Here is a 20,517-nt window from a genome sequence, read left to right on the forward strand (position 1 = left end):
CACAACCTACGACGATAATAAGCAAGATCAATTACTTAAGCCCGGTAAGTGAAACCCATATAGGGGAATACGGCCGCAAAACCAATCCTGTCTCTCGATGGCTGCCCTTTGCGGATCAGGTCCGAAAAGGGGCCCCGGGGCCGCCTTTTGTGGGCCAGTGGCCGAGCTTACTGGTTGTGGTTCTTCAGGACCTGGTCGCAGGCCTGAGAGATCTTGGCCCGGTTCTCCTTGAGGCAGGCCAGGATGGTGAAATCACCCTGGTCGATGACCGGACGGCAGAGCTTCTGCACATCGCGCGAGCAGGCCTTCTGCTCGGCGTCCGTGCCGCGCCCTTGCTGGGCGAACGCTGCGGTCGAGAGGGAGGCCGACAGCAAGGTGAGAGCGACGAGAAGCTTACGCATTGTATTCCTTCATTCTGACGGCAGAATCGCACCAATCCCGGACAGCACAGGGCGACGACCGGAGCGGATTGTTCTGATGGCAAGTCGCCGCGGGAGGAGCGGCCTCGGAGAAGGCACAAGCACTGGCAAATGCGGCCAAATTGGCGCCACGTCCACCAAATCAGGGCTTCCCTGCGTCTTCTCTGGCAAATGTAAGAGACTGATACTACGTCATAATTCAGGTGCGCCGCGTTTTGCTGCGCACCTGTTGCAGAGCTGCATCTCTCGATACCGCCTCGGGACCAAGAAACATGCCGAAATACGACAAATCGAGAGGTGGAAGCATGGCGCAAGGCGTCGTGAACTGCCATCTCTGGCAGTCGGGCATTGAACCTGTCACTGGCTCGGAACACTAAACTTTCGATGTGGCGAGACGTTCTTCGTGAGAAGCGGACGTCGTTCTAAACGGGATATTTTGAGATGAAATTCTTTGGACGGACTGAACTGGCAATCAAGGCGGCCGTCATCGGCGCTGCGCTGCTCTTCTCGGTTTCGACAAGTCAGGCTCAGTCGTCCGGACCGTTTGCAGGTTTCGAGGGCGCATGGACCGGGACGGGTACGGTGTCGCTGTCCGACGGCTCGACCGAGCGCATCCGCTGCAAGGCGGACTACAAGGTTGCCGGCACCGGTCTCAGTCTAAAGCAGGCGTTGCACTGCGCCTCCGACAGCTACAAGTTCGACCTCACCAGCGATGTGACCAGCCAAGGCGAGCGCATCTCCGGCAATTGGAGCGAGACCAACCGCAACATCTTCGGCAATCTCCAAGGCACTGCCGGTGGCGGCCAGATCGAGGTGTTCGTCGAGGCCAACGGCTTTGCCGCCAATTTGTCGCTGCGCACCAACGGCACCAAGCAGACGGTGCAGATCTCATCCAAGGGCGAGATTCGCGGCGTCAACATCACGATGACGAAGGGCTGACAGCTCTTTCCGCTTCGAAAGCGACAAGCCCCGGTTCTCGCGAACCGGGGCTTGTTGTTTTTCGGAGGCGCGGCGCAATCGTCCGGACCGCGCCGATTCCGTGTCCGATGGATGCAGCCGCTCAGATCGCCGGCTTGTCGGTGCCCTGAAGCTTGGCGTGCAGATTGATCAACCACATCGCCGTCGGCCGCAGGATGAAGAGGTCGGCGACGAGCGCCATCACCATCGAGAAGGCGCTGAGCCAGCCGAACAGCCGTAGCGACGGCAGATCGGAGAACACCGTGACGACGAGACCGCAGGCCAGCACCAACGTGGTCAGGATCAAGGCCGGGCCGACCAGCACGGTCGCGCGCTCCACTGCGAGCGCCGAGCCGACGCCCGGCTTGCTCTCGAGCCTGAGGCGGTTGAGGAAGTGGATGGTGGCGCTTAAGCCCAGGCCGAACGAAACGGTCAGAGCTACGACACTGGCAAATTGCAGTCCCTCGTCCATCGCCCACAGCACTGTTCCCGACATCACGACGGGGAAGATGCCCGGCAGGATGCAGGCGAACATCACGACCCAGGAACGGAAGGCAAGGCCGATGAAAATCGCGACCAGCGCGAATTCGACGGTGAGCCCGCGGTTGAGCTTCTCGATCATGCCGGCCGAATTGCGCGCGGCAATCGCGGCAAGACCCGTGACCGCCACTTCATAGCCGGGATGCTTCTTGCGGACGGCGTCGAGCTCGGTATCGAGCTTGTCGACGATCGGCAGGAGCTGGCTGGAATCCTTGTCCGGCACGCGACCTGCGACCACGACCGCGTCCTGCTCGGCATCGATGAACCGGCGCACCAGATGCTCCGGAATGACGCTGACATATTCCTTCAGGGTCGCGACGTCGGCGCTGCCGGCCTTGTCCGCGAGCCAGCGGCGCAGGGTCTCGACCGACCAGACATTGCCGACACCGGCGGCCTTCTCCACCGTCGCGTGCACGTCCGCGATGGTCTGCAGCGTCTCCGGCGAATAGAGCGATTCACCCTTGGGGAACTGGATCAGAACGTTGACCGGGTTGGCGCCGGTGAGCTTGGCGTCGAGCCGGTCGCTGGCCGCGACCGCTTGGCGCTTGTCCGGCACCTGGTCGGCGAGCCGGTAGCGCGGCTCCAGATTTGCGTAGATGACGCCGAGGCCCGCCACGAACACCACCGCGATCAGGCTGAACAGGCCGGGACGGCCCACCATGCGCACCGCGATCCAGTAGCAGAAATTACGCAGCGCTTGTACGCCGGCATCCGCGCTCTGGAACTTGGTCGCAAAGACCTTCTCGTTGCGCACGAGCAGCACGCCGAACACCGGCACGAGCGACAACACCGCAACCAGCGCGATGATGGTGGCGGCGAGACCCGCCTCGCCGAACTTGCGGATCAGATCGGAGTCGGAGAACTGGAGCGCGATGAAGGAAATGCCTGCGGTGCCGTGCGTCAGCACGCAGGCCGGTCCCACCACCAGCACCGCGTTCTTGAATGCGGTGAACTTGTCCTGGCCCGCGATCAGCCGGTCGCGCGCGGCGAAGGTGAGCTGCATCGAGTCCGAGAAGCTGATGACCATGATGAGCGGCGTCATCACGTTCAGGAACATGTTGAGATTGAAATTGGCCCAGCCGAGCGCGCCGAGCGCCAGCAGGATCGCGATCATCGGCGGGAACGCCGCCGCCACCATGAACGAGATTTTGCGGAAGAAGATGATGGCGATGACACAGCCGGCGAGAATGCCGAGGATGTTGTAGGTGAGCCCGTCGCGCTCGACCGCGTTGCGGATCTCGAGCTGCATCACCGGCACGCCGGAAAGCTGCACGTTGAGCCCGGTGTCACTGAGGTCTTCCTTTATCAGCGCGCGGATGTCGGCGACGGTCTTGGTCAGCTTGTTGGAGGCGACCACCTCCGGATCGAGCGACAGCACGATCAGCGCCAGCGTGCCGTCCTCGGACAACAGCTTGCCGCGGATGATCTCGTTGGCTTTGACGCCCTCGATGAACTTGTCATAGGCCTCGCCCTCGGGCAGCTCGGGCGGGAACAGTGCGGCGGGAAGCTTGCCCGGAGCGGGCGCCTGACGCGCGGAGAACAGCGAGACCAGTCCGCGCGTACCCTCGACCAGCTGCATGTCGGTGACGAAGTCGCGCAGCTTCTCGAGGTTGTTCCGGGCCAGCAGGGTCTTGCCCTCGACTACGACGAGGACATCGAATTCCTCGGCCGGGAACTTCTTGGTCACCGCTTCGTACTGGCGGAATTCCGGCGTGTTGGACCGGAACAGCTGCGACAGCGAATCGTCGATCTTGATCCGGTGGATGCCAAACACGGCGCCGACGATCAGCACGAGCAGGACGACGCAGGAGACGATGGGCGCCCGGACTGCGATCAGCCCGATGCGCTCCAGCCCGAAGGCGATCGAGGACGCAGGTCCCTGCTCGACCTTGTCGACATGAACCTCACTCTCGCTGTGCTTTTCGAGCATGCCTTGTCCAGTTCCTAAATCGGCTCGGGTCTGTGAGCTTGTCGCGCCCCGCGAACGGCTTGAAAATGCCATACCAATGGGAGGCTTGCCCTTTGAAAATGCGCAGAAAATCGCTGCGAGGGGTTTAGCAGGTCAATCGCCCTTCTCGCAAGCAGGCGGAGTGTGGCCGAATCGATCAAGATGTGGCGATTTTGCCTTAATGCCCTTCATCCGGGCAAAGCCGTGCCAATTCGACGCGGCGCCCGGTCTGCGCTCTCGTCCTTCAGCGCCACACCGCTCACTTCCCGCGCGAGCCCCTCGCGGACCAGCCAGGCGATCTTGAAGGCAGCCTCGTCATAGCTCAACCCGGCCTTGTGGATGTTCGACACGCAATTGCGCTCGGCATCGGTACGGCCCGGCTTCGGGGCGAACGTCAGATAGGCGCCGAGACTGTCGGGCGCCGACAGGCCCGGCCGCTCGCCGATCAGCATCACGACCATGCGCGCGCCGAGAATGGCGCCGATCTCGTCGCCGAGCGCGACGCGCGCGCCTGAGGCGACGACGACATGGCCGATCGCGACACCATCGTCGGCCGCGAGCAACGGCAGCAGGCGCATCACCAGCGCGGCCGCATGGGCGTGGACCGCCGCCGCCGACAGGCCGTCGCCAATCACGAGTGCGAGTTGGCACGGCTCCGAGGCGCTCCGCGCCAAGGACTCGGCTGATCCGGCATCGAGCCGTCTGCCCAGATCGGGCCGCCGCAGATAGTCCCCGCGGTCGACCGCCCGGCTGTTCGCCTCGGTGACGACGAGGCCAAGCGCGCAGAGATCCGCGACCAGCCGCGGCGCATCGAACACGGCGTGTACGGCATCGCGGGCGCGGGCGTGGTCCAGTGTGAAATCGAGCAGTGCCCGCGTCGGCAGGCTCGCGCCGCTGCGCCCCAGCGCCACGCGCGCGGGCGTGAGCGAACGCAGATCGAGGGTCGGACGACGCGGGATGGCCGGATCAGACATGTTGTGTCATTCGGCGGGAACGGAGGCCTCGCGTAGCCGGATCGAATAGTTCGAGGCGTTCTGCTGGCCGGTCGAGGCCGCCCGCGCAAAGGTGATGAGATGGTGCGCGATCAGGGTGCAGCCGATCAGGCCTTCGAGATCGCCGCGCTTGATGCGGCCCAGCGCGAACTTCCAGAACACGCGCTTGTAGTCGCCGAGCACGCCGACCTTCCAGAAGATGTTTCGCAGCATGACGAGGCCGCGCCTGATGTTGGTCCAGGTCTTCATCTCGTCCGGCGTTGGCATCTTGAGGCGGTGCACGTAAACGTGGTCGCATTGATACTGGAAGCGCCCGTAGACCTTCTCGGGCTCGTAGGCGACGGCCATGGCGTGCTTCCAGGACGCAACGACGTCGTCGTAGGGCAACAGGAAGTCAACATTGGAATCGCGCCCGTCGTCCTCGACCAGGCGCCCCTCGCGCTCCAGACGGTCCCACAGCGGCGTCTTCGGCAACGCCTGAAGCAGGTTGATCGTGAGCAGCGGAATTCGGGACTCCTCGACAAAGGCGAGCAGCGCCTCCGAAGTGTTCGGCTTGTCGGTGTCGAGCCCCATGATGATGCCGGACACGACCTCCATGCCGTAGGAGTTGATGGTTTGCACGCCCTCGAGGATCGGGACCATCATGTTGTGGTCCTTGTGCATCGCCTTCAGCGCATCGGGGTCGGGCGTCTCGATGCCGCAGAAGATGGTGACGAAATAGGCCTCGCGCATCTTCTCGAGGATTTCCGGCCGCTTGGCGATGTTGAGCGTCGCCTCGCAGGCGAGCCGCACCATGTAGCCGGTCCTCTTCTGCCATTCGATCAGATGCGGCAGGAGGTCGAGCGCCGCCTTGCGGTTGCCGATGAAATTGTCGTCGACGAAATAGACCGTGTCGGTCATGCCGCATTCCCGCAGGCGGTCGAGTTCGGCGATGATCTGCTCCGGCGACTTGAGGCGCGGGTTGCGGCCATAGAGGCCGGGGATGTCGCAGAACTCGCACTGATACGGACAGCCGCTGGAATACTGGATGCTGCCGAGGAAGTATTTCTTCACGTCGGCGAGCTCGTAGGCCGGGATCGGAAACTCCGTCATCGGCACGCGGTCCTTGGTGGTCAGAACCACCTGGGTCTCGGGACGCGAGATGTCGCGCGACAGTATCTCGAGCAGCTGATTGGTGGCGTCGCCGAGCTCGCCGACATGGAGATAGTCGAAGGATGGATAGTAGTTCGGGCAGGCGCTGACGGAGGGGCCGCCGAGCGCGACCGGCAGATCGAACTCGTGGGCGCGGCGGCAGATATCGTTCATCTGCTGGCGCTGGATGTGCATGCCGCTGACGAAGACCGCCTCGGCCCATTCGAACTCTTCTCTGGTCGTACGGCGAAGGTTCTCGTCGACGAATTTGACCTGCCATTCCTCGGGCAGATAGGCCGCGAGCAGCAAAAGTCCCTGCGGCGGCATGAAGGCGCGGACGCCATCGGTTAGTGGGTAGGAATGCTCGAACGTCCCGAACGACGATGTGTATCGCGGAAACACGCAGAGAATCCGCCGGGACGTCCCGTTACTTTCAGCTCGCATCAAAGCTCCCCCGCCACGCTCGACTTAGCTGCGGAAATTGCCAGACAGCTACATAGCGTAATGCTGCCGCCGGAATTTCTCAATATTGTGGCAGAGCTTAATTCCCTTGGGCACCAATGGTTTCCTCGGGCCACCGGGTGCTTCCGCCACGTCACGCGATCAACCGTGAGGCAAAATCGGGCAGCAGGCCTGCATCGCCGGCAAGACGGAAGTCAGCGCCCGCAATGCCCGACTGCGCCAGCCAGTCGTCGAATTCCGGCGCACGACGCAATCCGAAGACGTCGCGGACATAGAGCGCGTCGTGAAAAGACGTGGATTGATAGTTCAGCATGACGTCATCGGCGCCGGGGACACCCATGATGAAGGTAACGCCGGCGGCAGCGAGCAGCGTCAGCAGATTGTCCATGTCGTCCTGGTCCGCCTCGGCGTGGTTGGTATAGCAGATGTCGATCCCAAGCGGCAGGCCGAGCAGCTTGCCGCAAAAGTGATCCTCCAGCCCGGCCCGGATGATTTCCTTGCCGTCGTAGAGATATTCCGGGCCGATGAAGCCGACCACGCTGTTGACCAGGAGGGGCGCAAAGGCGCGGGCCACCGCATAAGCCCGCGCCTCGCAGGTCTGCTGGTCGACGCCGTGATGGGCATTGGCCGATAGCGCCGAGCCCTGCCCGGTCTCGAAATACATCACGTTCTGCCCGACCGTGCCGCGCTTCTGCGACAGCCCGGCCTCTTGGGCCTCCTTGAGGAGCGCGAGGTTGACGCCGAAACTGCGGTTGGCGGCCTCGGTGCCGGCGACCGACTGGAACACGAGGTCGACCGGCGCCCCCTGCCCGATCAGCGACAATGTCGTGGTGACATGGGTCAGCACGCATCCTTGGGTCGGGATCTTGAGCCGCGCGATGACCTCGTCGAGCAGCCGCAGCAATTGGCCGATCACGGCCGGGTCGTCGCTCGCCGGGTTGATGCCGATGCAGGCATCGCCGGCGCCGAGCAGGATGCCGTCGAGGATGGAGGCGGTGATGCCCCTGGCGTCGTCGAAGGGATGGTTGGGCTGGAGCCGGGTGCTCATCCGGCCTTTCAGGCCGATGGTGTTGCGGAAAGCGGTGGTGACCTCGCATTTCCGCGCCGCCAGGATCAAATCCTGGTTGCGCATCAGCTTCGAGACCGCGGCGGCCATCTCCGGAGTGATGCCGCCGGCCAGCTTGCGCAAGATTTCGGGCGTCGCGGCGTCCGATAGCAGCCAGTCGCGAAAGGCGCCGACCGTCAGCGAAGCCACCGGCGCGAACGCCTTGGCGTCGTGGCTGTCGATAACGAGGCGGGTGACCTCGTCGGTCTCATAGGGGATGACGGCTTCCTGTAAGAACTGCCCGAGAGGGACGTCGGCCAGCGCCATCCGCGCCGCGATCATCTGTTCGGCACTGGCGGCGGCGATCCCGGCCAGCCGGTCGCCGGAGCGCGGCGGCGTCGCCTTGGCGAGCAGATCGCGCAGATCAGGGAATGCGTACGTCGTGGCGTCGATGGTGTGGCGGTAGACCAAGGGTCTCTCCGGGGTTCGTCGGCCAAAGGCCGACTCCAGGGCAATCCCAAGACTATACCTTCAGATCAAGACGCTGAAATATCGACCTTTCTTTCGACCGAGGGCGAAGGAGGCCAAACCCGGCGTTAACGCTGCGTCCATCTTCATTCTGCATAGTTTTGCATCGATTTGTTACGACCGCGCTCTCCGGCCGCTCCCGGCCATTCGGGCCCCTGAAACCATGAAAACCGACCAATCTGGGAATGCCGCCGGCCTCGCCGGCCGCTTCACGCTTGCCAACAAGCTCTACGCGATCTTCGCGCTGTTCGCGCTGCTCACGGCCGCGATCGCGATGCTGTCCGACTACAACAGCCGCCGCGGCGCCGAGCTGACAAGCGCGATCGAGACCGCGAACGCCGCCGCGCTGAACGTCGAGCGGGTCAACTCGCTGGTCTATGCGGTCGTGATGGAATCGCGCGGCGTCTACATGTCGACCGAACCGGCCGTGGTGAAGAAATACGGCGAGGGCCTGCTCAAGTTCAACGCCCAGATCCTCGACGTCGTGAAGCGCTGGGAGACCATCGTCAAGGCTGACGATGCCGAGCAGTTCGCCACCTTCAAGAAGCGCATCGAGCAGTTCGTCGAGTTTCGCAAGGAGCTGGTGCGCCGCGGCGTCGAGATCAATGCGGCCGCGGGCCGCGAATGGGGCGACAACGACGCCAACCGCGCCGTGCGCTCGGCGCTGAACAAGGATCTCGAGGCGCTGTCCAAGGTCTATGCCGAGCGCGCGAGGCAAATCGCGCACGAGACCGAGACCAATCGCATCCTGTCCTTCGTCCTGACCTGCCTCGCCGGCGTGGCGCTCGCCCTCGTCGTGATCGGCATCGTCATCATCGCCCGCTCGATCGCACGCCCGCTCTCCGCCATCACCGCGACCATCAAGCAGGTCGCTGACGGCGCCGAGAACATCGTGGTGCCCCACTCTGACCGCGCCGACGAGATCGGCGCACTGGCGCGCGCGATCCAGATCTTCCAGGACGCAATGGGGCGCAACCGCAACCTCGCCTCGCAGGTCTCGCAGGACTCCGCCGCGCGCGAGGAGCGCGCCCGCCACATCGAGCAATCCGTCGACGCGTTTCGCGAGGCGATCGGCGCGATCATGCGCGGCCTCAGCGACAACGCCTCTGTCATGCGCGAAACGGCGCAGACCATCACCCGCGTTACCGCGGACGCGAGCAGCCGCGCCGGCACGGCGGCGAACGCCACCGAACAGGCATCGCACAACGTCACGGCGGTGGCAGGCGCGGCCGAGGAGCTGTCTGCGTCGGTGGTGGAGATCGGCCGGCAGGTGCGGCAATCCGCCAGCGCGGTCGAGCAGACCGGGCAGCGCACCGAGAAATCGATTGCCGAGATCGAGAGCCTGGCGGCCGCCACGCAACGCATCGACGGCGTGCTCAGCCTGATCCAGGCGATCGCCGAGCAGACCAATCTGCTCGCGCTCAATGCCACCATCGAAGCGGCGCGCGCGGGCGACGCCGGCCGCGGCTTTGCCGTCGTCGCACACGAAGTGAAGGCGCTCGCGGGGCAGACCGCGAAAGCGACCGCCGACATCAGCGAAAACGTCTCGATGATCCAGTCCTCCACCCGCAACGCGGTCGACGCCGTCCGCGAGATCGGCGGCGCGGTGAGCGAGATCAACGACGTCACCTCGGCGATCGCCGGCGCCATCGGCCAGCAGGACGCCGCCACGCGCGAGATCTCGTCCAACGCGCAATCGGCTGCTCAAGGCAACGAGACCCTCGTCGCCAACATCAGCTCGCTCCGCGACGCCATCGGCGCGACCGATACTGCGGCCTCCTCGGTGCTGAGGGCTGCGAGCAGCGTGACCGAGACGGCGGAGACGCTGTCGCGCGAGGTGGAGAAGTTCTTCCAGAACCTGCGCTCAGGCGCGGCGGACGGCCGCATCGCCAAGGCCGGGTAGCAGCACGTCCATCGCCGACAGGGCCGGCGGTGGGGTCGCTCCATCAAAAAACGCGAAAACAACCCCATGCACAGTAGCCGGGGACAGCGATTTCAATGGCTTGGCCACCGCCCCGATCCTCTGCGGATTTGACGAATCTACTTGCTCCGTCGGGCAAAACAGGAGCATGATGTCAATGTTGGAGCTTTCCGCGCTGGGCCGGCAGGATCTCGAAGCCGATCTTCACAGAGACCGCGCGATGCCTCTCTCCGCAATCCCATCTTCCAGGTCATGATCGCCAATCATGGCGAGTTCACCTGTCTTTCGGGCAGGGAATGCCTGCGAACAGAATGGCGGCAGCTGACGATATCTGTTCAGCCATGGAACCATTGGGTTCCCAGTCTATTGCCTCACTGACACATCACATTTGGGAGAAACACGATGAAATTTTTCACAGCCGCTCTGGCGGCCGCAGCAAGTACCCTTCTCGTCACCGCCGCTGCTGCAGCCCCGCTGTCTCCCACCCTGTCTGTCGCTCCGGACAGCAACATTCAGAACGTGCGCATGGTCTGCAACGAAGACGGTCGTTGCTGGCGTGAGCGCGGCGAACGCCGTGTCATCATCCGCGAAGGGCGCGATTCCTACGGATATGCGCCTCGCGAGCGCTACATCGAGCGGCGCGGCTATGAAGAGCGCAGCGGCATCGGCTTCCGCGCTCCCGGCGTGAGCGTCGGGATCGGCACCGACCGCTACTGAGATACGAATCCTGTGAATGCAAAAGCCGCGGAGCAATCCGCGGCTTTTTTGAACTCACTGGACGTCAACAAACTCGCCGCTTTTCCCGGCCTAGCGAGGAGCTGTGATCAGGCAGCCATTCAAAGCACGAACACCGGAAGAATTGATTTCGCTATTGAGCGCCGTGGCGATGGCCATTCTCGCCGCGATCATTGTCATGGTGCTGTATTATGGTCGCGAGATCATCATCCCCATAGCGCTGGCCGTCTTGCTCAGCTTCGTGCTGGCGCCCCTGGTTCGACTGGTTCAGCGTCTGCGCATTCCACGCAGTTTGGCTGTGGTGAGCGTGGTCGTGATCGCCTTCGCATTCATATTTGCGATGGGCAGTCTCCTTGCTACCCAACTCACGCAGCTGGCTGGCGATTTGCCGCGATATCAGTCCACAATAAGCGAGAAGATCCAATCCTTCCGTGAGACCACCGCTGGTCGAGGCACGCTCGAGCGGGCTTCGAGCATGTTGAAGGACCTCAGCAAAGAACTCGACAAGCCCAAGGAGGCCGCGAATTCGTTGGGCACCATAGCAGCTCCGAAAGCGGCCGCGCCGAGGCCCGTTCCTGTGGAAGTGCTTCAGCCCGATCCCGGCGCGCTGGAGAGCTTGCAAACGCTGATTTCACCCTTGCTTCATCCGCTCGCAACGACCGGGATCATCGTCATATTCGTGATCTTCATTTTGCTTCAACGCGAGGATCTTCGTAATCGTCTGATCAGGCTGGCCGGTTCGGATGACCTGCAGCGCACCACGGCTGCCCTTGATGACGCGGCGAGCCGCCTCAGCCGGCTTTTCCTTATCCAGCTTCTCGTGAACGGCAGCTTCGGCATCATAATCGGAATGGGTCTCTGGCTGATCGGCGTTCCAAGCGCGATCCTGTGGGGTATTCTGGCAGCAGTGCTGCGCTTCGTGCCTTACATCGGGGCGGTCATCGCCGCCGCCTTTCCTCTCGCTCTCGCGGTCGCGGTCGATCCAACCTGGACGATGCTGCTTTGGACGATCGCGCTGTTCGTGGTGGTGGAGCCCGTCGTCGGCCATGTGCTGGAGCCGATGGTCTATGGACACAGCACGGGACTGTCGCCGGTGGCCGTTGTGGCTTCTGCGACGTTCTGGACGGCGCTCTGGGGTCCGATCGGCCTCGTTCTGGCGACACCACTCACGGTGTGTCTCGTCGTACTGGGCCGCCATGTCGAGCGGCTGGAGTTCCTGGACGTCATGTTTGGAGACCGACCAGCACTCTCTCCGCCCGAGATATTCTATCAGCGGATGCTCGCCGGCGATCCGACAGAAGCATCGGCAAAAGCCGAGGAGTTCTTGAAGGAGCGATCTCTTAGCTCCTATTACGACGAAGTCGCCCTGCGAGGACTGCAACTGGCTCAAGCAGATGCCGAGCGCGGCGCTCTGGCTCCCGACCGGCTGACCAAAATCAGGGATGCGGTCCAGGAATTTGCCAATAACATTTCGGAGCAGGATGAGCGTCTGCCGCCGAAGGTCGGCCCGACCACAGATGTCGAAGCTACATCTGCCATAGAAGGCGTGGCTGAGGACGCGCCTTATGAGAGTCTGCGGGTTCTGCGCAAGGAGGACTTGCCCGCTGGATGGCAAGGCGAACATCCCGTCCTCTGTGTGGCCGGGCGAAATCCGATCGACGAAGCCGCTGCGATCATGCTGGCTCAACTGACCGGCGCGCATGGCTTGTCGGCCAGAGTCGAGGCAGCGGAAGCGTTGTCGACGGCGAATATCTTCCGGCTGGAGACCACCGGGGTCGCCATTGTCTGCCTCGTCTATATGGATGCAAGCAGCCCCGCCCACATGCGTTACTCGGTGCGACGCCTTCGCCGTAAATTGCCGAAGGCCACAATCATTCTGGGTTGCTGGATGAAGGACATCGACCCAGCGGCGCTGGAAAGCCTGCGGGAAGGTGCCAAGGCGGATCTGGCTGCTGCAACTCTGGGCGGAGCGCTTAAACTCTGCATAGAGGCGACAGGTGTGGATGGCCTTGGCACAGGAGCCGAAGGCCAGATTTCGAAGATCACGGCCGCTTAGTAGTTTAGACGCGTAGACATGGCTGCTGCGGGCGCGCAGCAAACCGTGATGTCATCATGGCGATGGCGTCGGGACCTTCGGTCGTACTGCGCGACCTTCTGGTGCGACGTTCAGCCAACCGGTCCGGGGGTCCAATCGCCGCCGGCAAGCGGTCGGACTTTTACGTCAGGAATGACCCCGCGCTCCAGGCTCGGATCGAAATGGCGCATCGTCCGCTCATTGAAGTCGATGATGCGGCCAGGCCTTAGCGGTCCCACGTCATTTATCCTGACGATGACCTTCTTGCCGACGGCCTCGACGAGGGCGTATTTCGGCTTCGCGCCAAATTGGACCCCACCGAATTTCTTACGCAAGCTCGTCTTGATGGCAGCCGACCACACCGAGGGATCATAGCGCTCGCCGGAAGCCGTCTTCGGGCCGCCCTCCTCTTTGCCCGGCTTGAACGGATTGTACATGGATGCCGCGCCAACGATCGCTTCCCCGGAAGCGGCATCGTCGACAGCGTTTGAGTGAACCCCACCAGCTTCACATCGCGCTACAGAAACGGAAACGGCAAGCGCAATCATGGCGCCGCAAATTGCGGCGCTCGATCGGAACCCCATTATATCTCCTGTGATTTTCGATTGTTCAGTTCCGATGCCGCAAATCGTTTTGCGGGTCGAGCCAACCCCTGGCTCCGGAACCGTTGGAGGAACCGCACTAGTTCCAGCACCGTGTTTTAGTTGTCGCCGTCTAAGACAGACATTGCGTCAACAGCATGACGACGAGAGCCGCGGCGAAATAGCGCGACATGACTCTCATAGCGCGACCAATCAGGATAATCGGTGCGCTCGCCCGCCTGACCGTGTTTTCATTCTCATCGGCGGGTTTTCGCAGAAGCGATCATCGCAGCGACGGAGGCTGCCACCTGGCGTGAGAAGGCTTGCTTGCGCGATGTCACAGAGGGAGTTTGCAATGTCCTCGCGCAGCAAGGCCCGCTGCTGAATGCGTTCATGGACAAGGAGCCGACGCACAGATCCGATCAGCTTGTCTACTCCGTCCTTGTCGGGGGACAAGGGACAGAACTGCTGAACTTGTCTTTCTTCACCTTGCCCCTGCATCAGTCGCAACTGCTCACAGCATCTAACAAGCCTTAACGAGCTATTGACCGGCTTCCGAGCCATGTTGCAGAGCCAGACGAAGGACTGCCCTGCTCCGCAGGCTCCGATCGCCTGAAGCCAGGAGGGTGTCCCATGCCGATGCCATACAATTCCGAGAACACCATCGACAGAAGCCGGCGCGCGCTTTTGAGCACCGTAGCGATTGGAGTTTCAGCGGCGATTTCCGCGAGCGTGTTTCCGCTGCGTGCAGCGGCGGCCGCGGGCGAAAGCACAATTCACCCCTTCCACATTGCCGTGCCGGAGGAGGACCTTGTCGAGCTTCGGCGGCGCGTTTTGGCGACGCGATGGCCTGATCGCGAGACTGTTTCCGATCAGTCCCAAGGTATCCCGCTGGCGAAGCTCCAGCCCCTCGTCAACTATTGGGGGACGGCCTACGACTGGCGCAAGATCGAAGCGAGGATGAATCGACTTCCGCAGTTCGTCACCAACATCGACGGCATCGACATCCACTTCATTCATGTCCGCTCCAAACATCCCAATGCCCTCCCTGTCGTCATAACCCATGGCTGGCCGGGATCGGTTTTCGAGCAGCTCAAGCTGATCGATCCACTCACCGATCCGACGGCCCATGCGGGCCGGGCCGAAGACGCGTTCGACGTCGTGATCCCTTCGATGCCCGGCTATGGCTTCTCCGGCAAACCGGTCGATACCGGTTGGGGTCCTGACCGCACGGCGCGCATCTGGGCCGAACTGATGAAGCGCCTGGGCTACACCCACTATGTCGCGCAGGGTGGCGACTGGGGCTCGCCGGTCTCGAGTGCGATGGCACGGCTGGCGCCGGCAGGCTTGCTCGGCATCCATATCAACTTGCCGGCGATCGTCCCGCCCGATATCGCCGCGATCCTCGCGGCCGGCGGGCCTGCTCCGGCAGACCTCTCCGCCAAGGAACGCGCGGCGTTCGATGCATTCAGTGCGGCCGGCAAGATGGGCAACCGGTCCTACGCGCTGATGATGGGAACGAGGCCGCAAACGATCGGCTACGGCTTGACGGATTCTCCCGCGGGCCTGGCAGCCTGGATGCTCGGACATCCCGGCTTCTCGCATTGGAAGTTCGACGACACCGACTCCGAAAAATCCCGCGACGAGGTGCTGGACGACATCACGCTGTACTGGTTGACGAACAGCGCCACCTCCTCGGCGCGACTTTACTGGGAATATAGCGGGCGCAGTCCCGCCCTTGCAGGTCCGGAGAAGACTGCGGAGATCTCACTGCCGGTGGCCATCACGGTCTTCCCGGGCGAGAGCTATCAAGCCCCGGAGACGTGGGCCCGGCGCGCCTATCGCAACCTGACCTACTTCCACGAGGTCGACAAAGGCGGTCATTTTGCTGCCTGGGAGCAGCCGGCGCTTTTCTCCGCCGAGCTGCGCGCCGCATTCAGGCCCCTTCGGCCCGCACATCTGGTCCAGTGACGGTGGTCAAGGCGCCGCCGGCAAGGTGTTCATGCCGCCTTGCTTTGCGCGGGAAAGAAGAAATGGGGCCGTCAGTGATGGCGTTTGCTAGCCCATCACCCCGCCACGCTTGATCAGCTCCTTCCCCACCGCGGCCAGATGCACCTGATCCGGTCCGTCGCCGATGCGGATGAAGCGGGCGTAGACGTAAGCACGCGCCAGGAACGTGTCCTGCGAGACGCCGGCAGCGCCGTGGATCTGGATGGCGCGGTCGATGACGCGGGCGGCCATGCTGGGCACCACGATCTTGGCGGCCGCAATCAGGTCGCGCGCGATCTTGTTGCCCTCGCGGTCCATCCTGTCGGCGGCTTGCAGCGTCAAGAGCCGCGCCTGCGCGATCTCGCAGAATGAGTGCGCGATGTCCTCACGCACCGAGCCCTGTTCTGCGAGCGGCTTGCCGAAGGCCGTGCGGGAGACCGCGCGCTGACACATCAATTCGAGCGCGCGCTGGGCGCAGCCGATCAGCCGCATACAATGGTGGATACGGCCGGGGCCGAGCCTGCCTTGCGCGATCTCGAAGCCGCGGCCCTCGCCGAGCAGGATGTTCTCCGCGGGCACGCGAACGTTCTCGTAGACGATCTCGGGATGGCCGACCGGCGCGTCGTCATAGCCGTAGGTCAGCATGTCGCGGACGATGCGCACGCCGGGCGTCGCTCTCGGCACCAGGATCATGGATTGCTGGCGGTGGCGATCGGGATCGTCGGGCGCGGTCTTGCCCATCACGATCAGGATCTCGCAATCCTCGTTCATCGCGCCCGAGGTGAACCATTTGCGGCCGTTGATGACGTAGTCGCCGCCGTCGCGCCTGATCTCGCACTGGATGTTGGTGGCATCGCTGGAGGCAACCTGCGGCTCCGTCATCGAGAAGCCGGAGCGGATGCGCCCCTCCAGGAGTGGCTTCAGCCAGCGCTCCTGCTGCGCCGGCGTACCGTAATTGGCCAGCACCTCCATGTTGCCGACGTCGGGCGCCGAGCAATTGAACACCTCCGGCGCCCAGAGGATGCGGCCCATGATCTCCTTCACCGGCGCGTATTCGAGATTGGTCAAGCCAGTGTTGTTGGGATCCTGGCCGTGCTCGCCGGAGAGGAACAGATTCCAAAGCCCCTGCTCGCGCGCCAGCCGCTTCAGGTCCTGAAGGACCTGCGGCGTCCTGTAGCGTGTCGCTTCCGGCTTCACCTGCTCGTAGTAGAGCTCCTCGACCGGCTCGACATGCGTCCGCATGAACCGGCGGACCCGCTCCTGCAGCTCCAGCGAACGTTCGGAATGGTGAAAGTCCATGGGGGTCTCCTGTTCCCTTCTCCCCTTGTGGGAGAAGGTGGCGCGAAGCGCCGGATCAGGGGTTGTATCCGCGAGTTCAAATGTAGAGACGACTCGCGGAGAGATACCCTCACCCGGCTCGTCGCTTCGCGGCGATCCACCCTCTCCAACAAGGGGAGAGGGTGCACCGTCTCTGCAGCCGCTCGCTTCGCAGTCCCTCACGTGCCGCGCAACAGCTCGCTCGCGACGATCCAGTCGTTGCCGTTGAACTGGAGCATATAGCCGTCCTTGATCGGGCGGAAATCCTGCGGCGTGGTGTTGAGGGTGATGCCGGGCATCAGTAGCGATAGCGGCACGTTCTTCAAATTGGCCGCCTGCGCCATGATGTTCTCGCGCGTCAGATTGTCCTTGCACTGCTTCAGCAAGACCACCAATGCCTCGGCGACGGTGTAGCCGTAGAGACCCGCGACGTTGTTGACGTCGGCATTGGGCAGGCGCTTCTTCATGAAGTCGATATAGGCCGTCATCGCCGGATCGTCCTTCGGCGCCTCGACGAACGGCTTGAGCGAGCCGAGCGAGAGCACGCCCTTGCCGGCATCGAGGCCGGCCGGGACCATCACGGTCGCCTTGTTGGCACAGCCCGAGGCGAGGAAGCGCGTCGCCTGCCAGCCGACCTCATGCGCTTTCCGAATCGCCTGGGCGCAGGCGCGCGGCGTCACCGAATAGATCATGAACACGTCGGCCTTGGTGTTGGCGAGCGTCAGCACCTGGGAATCGACGGTGGGGTCGGCGACCTCGAAGCTCGACGCCATCGCGATCGCCTTGTCCGCGTCGGCACCAAGCGCTTCCTTGACGCCGCGCAGATATTCCTTGCCGGCGTCGTCGTTCTGATAGAGCACCGCGAACCGCGCGTTCGGGTTCTTGGCGCGGGCATAGGCGACGTCGATGGCGGCCTCGCTGGTGTAGTTCGGCGCCCACGGCAGCGCCATCGACCAGGGCATGTTGGCGGGGTCGTTCCACTTCGAGGCCGAGCTGATCAGAAACAGCTGCGGCACCTTGTTGCTGTTGAGATATTTAGCGATCGCCGAGCTCGGCGCGGTGCCCATGGTCGCGAAGATGAAGGCGACGCCGTCGCCCTCGACCAGCCGCCGCGCCGCTTCCATGGTCTTCGGCGGCGAGAAGGCGTCGTCGAGCGACAGGAGATTGAGCTTGCGGCCGTTGATGCCGCCCTTCTCGTTGACCTCGTCGAAATAGGCCGAGATCACCCTGCCGGTGATGCCGAGCGGCGAAGCGGGACCGCTATAGGGCATGGTGTTGCCGATCTTGATCTCGGTGTCGCTGATGCCGGGACCGTAGGATTTCTGCGCGGAGACAGGCGTGGACAGGCAGGCAGCCAAGGCTGCAGCCAGGACCAAAGCGGCTTTCATGGTTTCTCCCCGGTGATGATCGCCGCGCGACTTGGAGGCGCGACGTGCTGCTTTTGCCAGCACGTCAGATCAGCGGAGTTCCACAAGACGGTCTTGCGTCGAGTTGCTGATCAGCCGGTGCACAGCCGCCCTCGCGGGCAGCACCATTGACGCAAATCGAGACCGGATGCGCGCCTCAGCCGCGTGTCCGCTCCATCTCCAGCTCGGCCTTGAGATTGTCGAGATCCCTATAAATTGAAGCAACCGCAAGAACGCGGTCGCCCTTGCTATACTTCAGCAGGCAGTCCTTGCCGGAAATGCTGCCGTCGATCGCGATGTCGTCGAAGCTCTCGGCGTGGCCGACATAGTTGATCGGCACGTCATAGTGCTGCGACCAGAAGAACGGCACGGCCTCGAAGCGCTCGCGCTTGCCGAGCATGTTGCGCGCCGCGGTCTGGCCCTGCCGCTCCGCCACCACCCAATGCTCGACGCGGATGGTTTGCCGCGAATGCGGATCGGGCCAGCGCGCGATGTCGCCGGCCGCGAAAATGCCGGATACGCTGGTCTCCAGATATTCGCTCACGCTGACGCCCCGATCGGCCGCAAGCCCCGCCTGCTCGGCAAGCGCAAGGCGCGGCTTGACGCCGATCCCGACCACGACCAGGTCGGCCTCGATCACGCCGCCGCTCTTCAACGTGGCGCGCGTGCCGTCCAGCTTTTCCACCGTGTCCTCGAGATGGAAGTTGACGCCGTTCTCCTCATGCAGCGCGCGCACGAAGTCGCCCATCTCGGGACCGAGCACCTTCTGCATCGGCCGTTCGTCCGGCGCGACCACGTGCACCTCGATCTTGCGTGCCTGCAAAGAGGCCGCAACTTCGAGGCCGATGAAGCTGGCGCCAATCACCAGCGCCCGCTTGGCGCTGCCCGCCGCCTTGATGATGGCGCGGCTGTCGGCGACCGAGCGCAGGGTGTAGACATGGGGCTGGTCGGCACCCGGAATCTGCAATCGGACCGGCTCGGCGCCGGTCGCGAGTAGCAGCCGGTCGAACGGCAGCCTGTCGCCGTTGCCCAGCGTCACGCTGCGCGTCTTCGCCTCGATCGCGGTGACATTCGTGTTGAGCCTGAGATCGATGCCGGCGTCCTGATAATAGTCCTCGCCCCGCAGCGGCAGCCAATCCTCCGGCGCGTTGCCCGCGAGGTAATCCTTGGAAAGATTGGGCCGGTCGACCGGCATCGCGCTGTCATTGCTGAGCATGGTGATGGCGCCGGCAAAGCCCTCGCGACGGAGCGTCTCCGCCGCCGCGAAACCCGCCGCGCCGCCACCGATGATGACGAATTTTTCCGACGCTGGCGCTGTCCGGTGAGGTGCCGGAGGCTTCGGCATCTCGCGCTTGCGCTGGACGACGATCTTGTCCTGATCGCGCGAGACCTCCCACACCGCCAGCGCATTCAGCGCCGGCGGACGGGTCGCCTCGCCTGACCGCAAGGAGAAGCAGGCGTGATGCCAGGGACAGCGGATGGTGTCGCCAACCACCAGTCCTTCTGCGAGCGGACCGTGATAGTGGCTGCAGGCCGGCTCGATCGCGAAGATCTCGCTGCCGGCCTGCACCAGCAGGACGTCTTCCTCGCCGACATGGCCGATCAATTTGCCGTCCTTGAATTCGGCGAGCGTCACGCCTCGGCTCAGGTCGGGCCCGCTTGGCTTCTTGTCTTCGGTCATGGCGTTGCCTCCTTGAGCCGTCGCGGATCAATCGTCCGAATTGGCCAGCCCCAGCAGTTCCTGGCGCGTCAACGCATTGTCGCGGAACACGCCGAGCATGCGGCTGGTGACGAGATCTGTCCCGGGCTTATGTGCGCCACGCGTGGTCATGCAGTGATGCGTCGCCTTGATGATGACCCCGACGCCTTCGGGCCTCAGCACATCGTTGATCGTGTTGGCGATCTGCGCGGTCATCTTCTCCTGGATCTGAAGCCGCTTGGCGTAGATGTCGACGAGACGCGCGAGCTTGGAGATGCCGACGACGCGCCCTTGCGGGATATAAGCGACCCAGGCGCGGCCGACGATCGGTGCCATGTGGTGCTCGCAATGGCTTTCGAAGCGAACGCCGCGCAGGACGATCATCTCGTCATAGCCTTCGATCTCCTCAAAGGTCTTTTGCAGGATTTCGGTCGGATCCTGCGCATAGCCGGAGAAATACTCCTCGAAGGCGCGCGCGACCCGGTCCGGCGTATCGCGCAGACCGTCGCGCGCGGGATCGTCGCCGGCCCAGCGGATCATGGTCCGGATCGCCTGCTCGACCTCCGCCCTCTCAGGCCGCTCGCTCGGCGCCTGCGCGACCGCGACACGTTCCAGCCTGCGCGTTTGCGTCTTCATCGAAAACCTCCCCTGCAACGAACCGCATACAGAACGCGGCCCCACAGCTTGGACGGCTGCGATTGGAAAAGGTTCCCGGAATCAGGAAAAATTGGAAGCTATGAGAGCGGCAAGACAGCGGGACGAGAAATCCGGCG

The 20,517-nt window shown here is 63.4% G+C and carries 15 protein-coding genes; 5 read left to right on the plus strand and 10 right to left on the minus strand.

Annotation, left to right across the window (positions count from 1 at the left end):
- Nucleotides 1-167: 167 nt before the first annotated feature.
- Nucleotides 168-401: a hypothetical protein gene (locus tag IVB13_RS07125; RefSeq protein ID WP_007593627.1), complete on the minus strand. Its 234-nt coding sequence runs from the start codon at nucleotides 399-401 to the stop codon at nucleotides 168-170.
- A 459-nt stretch (nucleotides 402-860) separates the two neighbouring features.
- Here IVB13_RS07125 and IVB13_RS07130 point away from each other — a divergent pair, with 459 nt between their 5' ends.
- Nucleotides 861-1,358 carry a hypothetical protein gene (locus IVB13_RS07130; protein ID WP_247488087.1) on the plus strand — a complete coding sequence of 166 codons (498 nt, stop codon included), beginning with the start codon at nucleotides 861-863 and terminating at the stop codon, nucleotides 1,356-1,358.
- Nucleotides 1,359-1,479: 121 nt separating this feature from the next.
- On the opposite strand, the gene IVB13_RS07135 is transcribed toward IVB13_RS07130, so the two are convergent.
- The 4 genes from IVB13_RS07135 to IVB13_RS07150 all read right to left on the minus strand — a co-directional run bounded on the left by IVB13_RS07135 (nucleotide 1,480) and on the right by IVB13_RS07150 (nucleotide 7,965).
- Nucleotides 1,480-3,846: an MMPL family transporter gene (locus IVB13_RS07135; RefSeq protein ID WP_018456926.1), complete on the minus strand. Its 2,367-nt coding sequence runs from the start codon at nucleotides 3,844-3,846 to the stop codon at nucleotides 1,480-1,482.
- A 206-nt stretch (nucleotides 3,847-4,052) separates the two neighbouring features.
- Nucleotides 4,053-4,838, minus strand: a complete 786-nt coding sequence (eutC, locus tag IVB13_RS07140) for an ethanolamine ammonia-lyase subunit EutC (RefSeq protein ID WP_085362342.1) — start codon at nucleotides 4,836-4,838, stop codon at nucleotides 4,053-4,055.
- 6 nt (nucleotides 4,839-4,844) lie between these two features.
- Nucleotides 4,845-6,431 carry a B12-binding domain-containing radical SAM protein gene (locus IVB13_RS07145; RefSeq protein WP_085352431.1) on the minus strand — a complete coding sequence of 529 codons (1,587 nt, stop codon included), beginning with the start codon at nucleotides 6,429-6,431 and terminating at the stop codon, nucleotides 4,845-4,847.
- 151 nt (nucleotides 6,432-6,582) lie between these two features.
- Nucleotides 6,583-7,965 (minus strand): ethanolamine ammonia-lyase subunit EutB, encoded by a 1,383-nt coding sequence (locus IVB13_RS07150; protein ID WP_085352232.1) that lies wholly within the window; start codon nucleotides 7,963-7,965, stop codon nucleotides 6,583-6,585.
- 220 nt (nucleotides 7,966-8,185) lie between these two features.
- Between IVB13_RS07150 and IVB13_RS07155 the strand changes: the two genes are divergently transcribed.
- The 3 genes from IVB13_RS07155 (at nucleotide 8,186) to IVB13_RS07165 (ending at nucleotide 12,734) form a co-directional block, all read left to right on the plus strand.
- Nucleotides 8,186-9,925 (plus strand): HAMP domain-containing methyl-accepting chemotaxis protein, encoded by a 1,740-nt coding sequence (locus tag IVB13_RS07155; protein ID WP_247488089.1) that lies wholly within the window; start codon nucleotides 8,186-8,188, stop codon nucleotides 9,923-9,925.
- Between the two features lie 420 nt (nucleotides 9,926-10,345).
- Entirely contained in the window at nucleotides 10,346-10,660 is a 315-nt protein-coding gene (locus tag IVB13_RS07160; protein ID WP_018456931.1) for a hypothetical protein, read from the plus strand.
- Nucleotides 10,661-10,829: 169 nt separating this feature from the next.
- Nucleotides 10,830-12,734, plus strand: coding sequence for an AI-2E family transporter (locus tag IVB13_RS07165; RefSeq protein ID WP_247488120.1), 1,905 nt, complete (start codon nucleotides 10,830-10,832; stop codon nucleotides 12,732-12,734).
- A gap of 110 nt (nucleotides 12,735-12,844) precedes the next feature.
- Here IVB13_RS07165 and IVB13_RS07170 read toward each other — a convergent pair whose 3' ends face one another.
- On the minus strand, nucleotides 12,845-13,336 hold the full coding sequence (locus IVB13_RS07170) for a septal ring lytic transglycosylase RlpA family protein (RefSeq protein WP_026233268.1): 492 nt from the start codon (nucleotides 13,334-13,336) through the stop codon (nucleotides 12,845-12,847).
- A 630-nt stretch (nucleotides 13,337-13,966) separates the two neighbouring features.
- Between IVB13_RS07170 and IVB13_RS07175 the strand changes: the two genes are divergently transcribed.
- Complete coding sequence (locus IVB13_RS07175; RefSeq protein ID WP_247488091.1) at nucleotides 13,967-15,304, plus strand: epoxide hydrolase; 1,338 nt, start codon at nucleotides 13,967-13,969, stop codon at nucleotides 15,302-15,304.
- Between the two features lie 87 nt (nucleotides 15,305-15,391).
- Here the strand turns inward: IVB13_RS07175 and IVB13_RS07180 are convergent, their stop codons facing one another.
- From IVB13_RS07180 to folE, 4 genes are all read right to left on the minus strand, one after another.
- A complete protein-coding gene (locus tag IVB13_RS07180; RefSeq protein WP_247488093.1) occupies nucleotides 15,392-16,621 on the minus strand; it encodes an acyl-CoA dehydrogenase family protein in 1,230 nt (409 codons plus the stop codon).
- Between the two features lie 197 nt (nucleotides 16,622-16,818).
- The gene (locus tag IVB13_RS07185; RefSeq protein ID WP_018456938.1) at nucleotides 16,819-18,027 is read right to left on the minus strand and encodes an ABC transporter substrate-binding protein; all 1,209 of its coding nucleotides are present in this window, start codon (nucleotides 18,025-18,027) and stop codon (nucleotides 16,819-16,821) included.
- 175 nt (nucleotides 18,028-18,202) lie between these two features.
- Nucleotides 18,203-19,726 (minus strand): FAD-dependent oxidoreductase, encoded by a 1,524-nt coding sequence (locus IVB13_RS07190; protein WP_247488095.1) that lies wholly within the window; start codon nucleotides 19,724-19,726, stop codon nucleotides 18,203-18,205.
- A 27-nt stretch (nucleotides 19,727-19,753) separates the two neighbouring features.
- Nucleotides 19,754-20,380, minus strand: coding sequence for a GTP cyclohydrolase I FolE (gene folE / locus IVB13_RS07195; RefSeq protein WP_018456940.1), 627 nt, complete (start codon nucleotides 20,378-20,380; stop codon nucleotides 19,754-19,756).
- Between the last annotated feature and the right edge of the window lie 137 nt (nucleotides 20,381-20,517).

It is taken from the genome of Bradyrhizobium sp. 17 (genome assembly GCF_023073515.1).
GTDB classification, from domain to species: domain Bacteria; phylum Pseudomonadota; class Alphaproteobacteria; order Rhizobiales; family Xanthobacteraceae; genus Bradyrhizobium; species Bradyrhizobium canariense_D.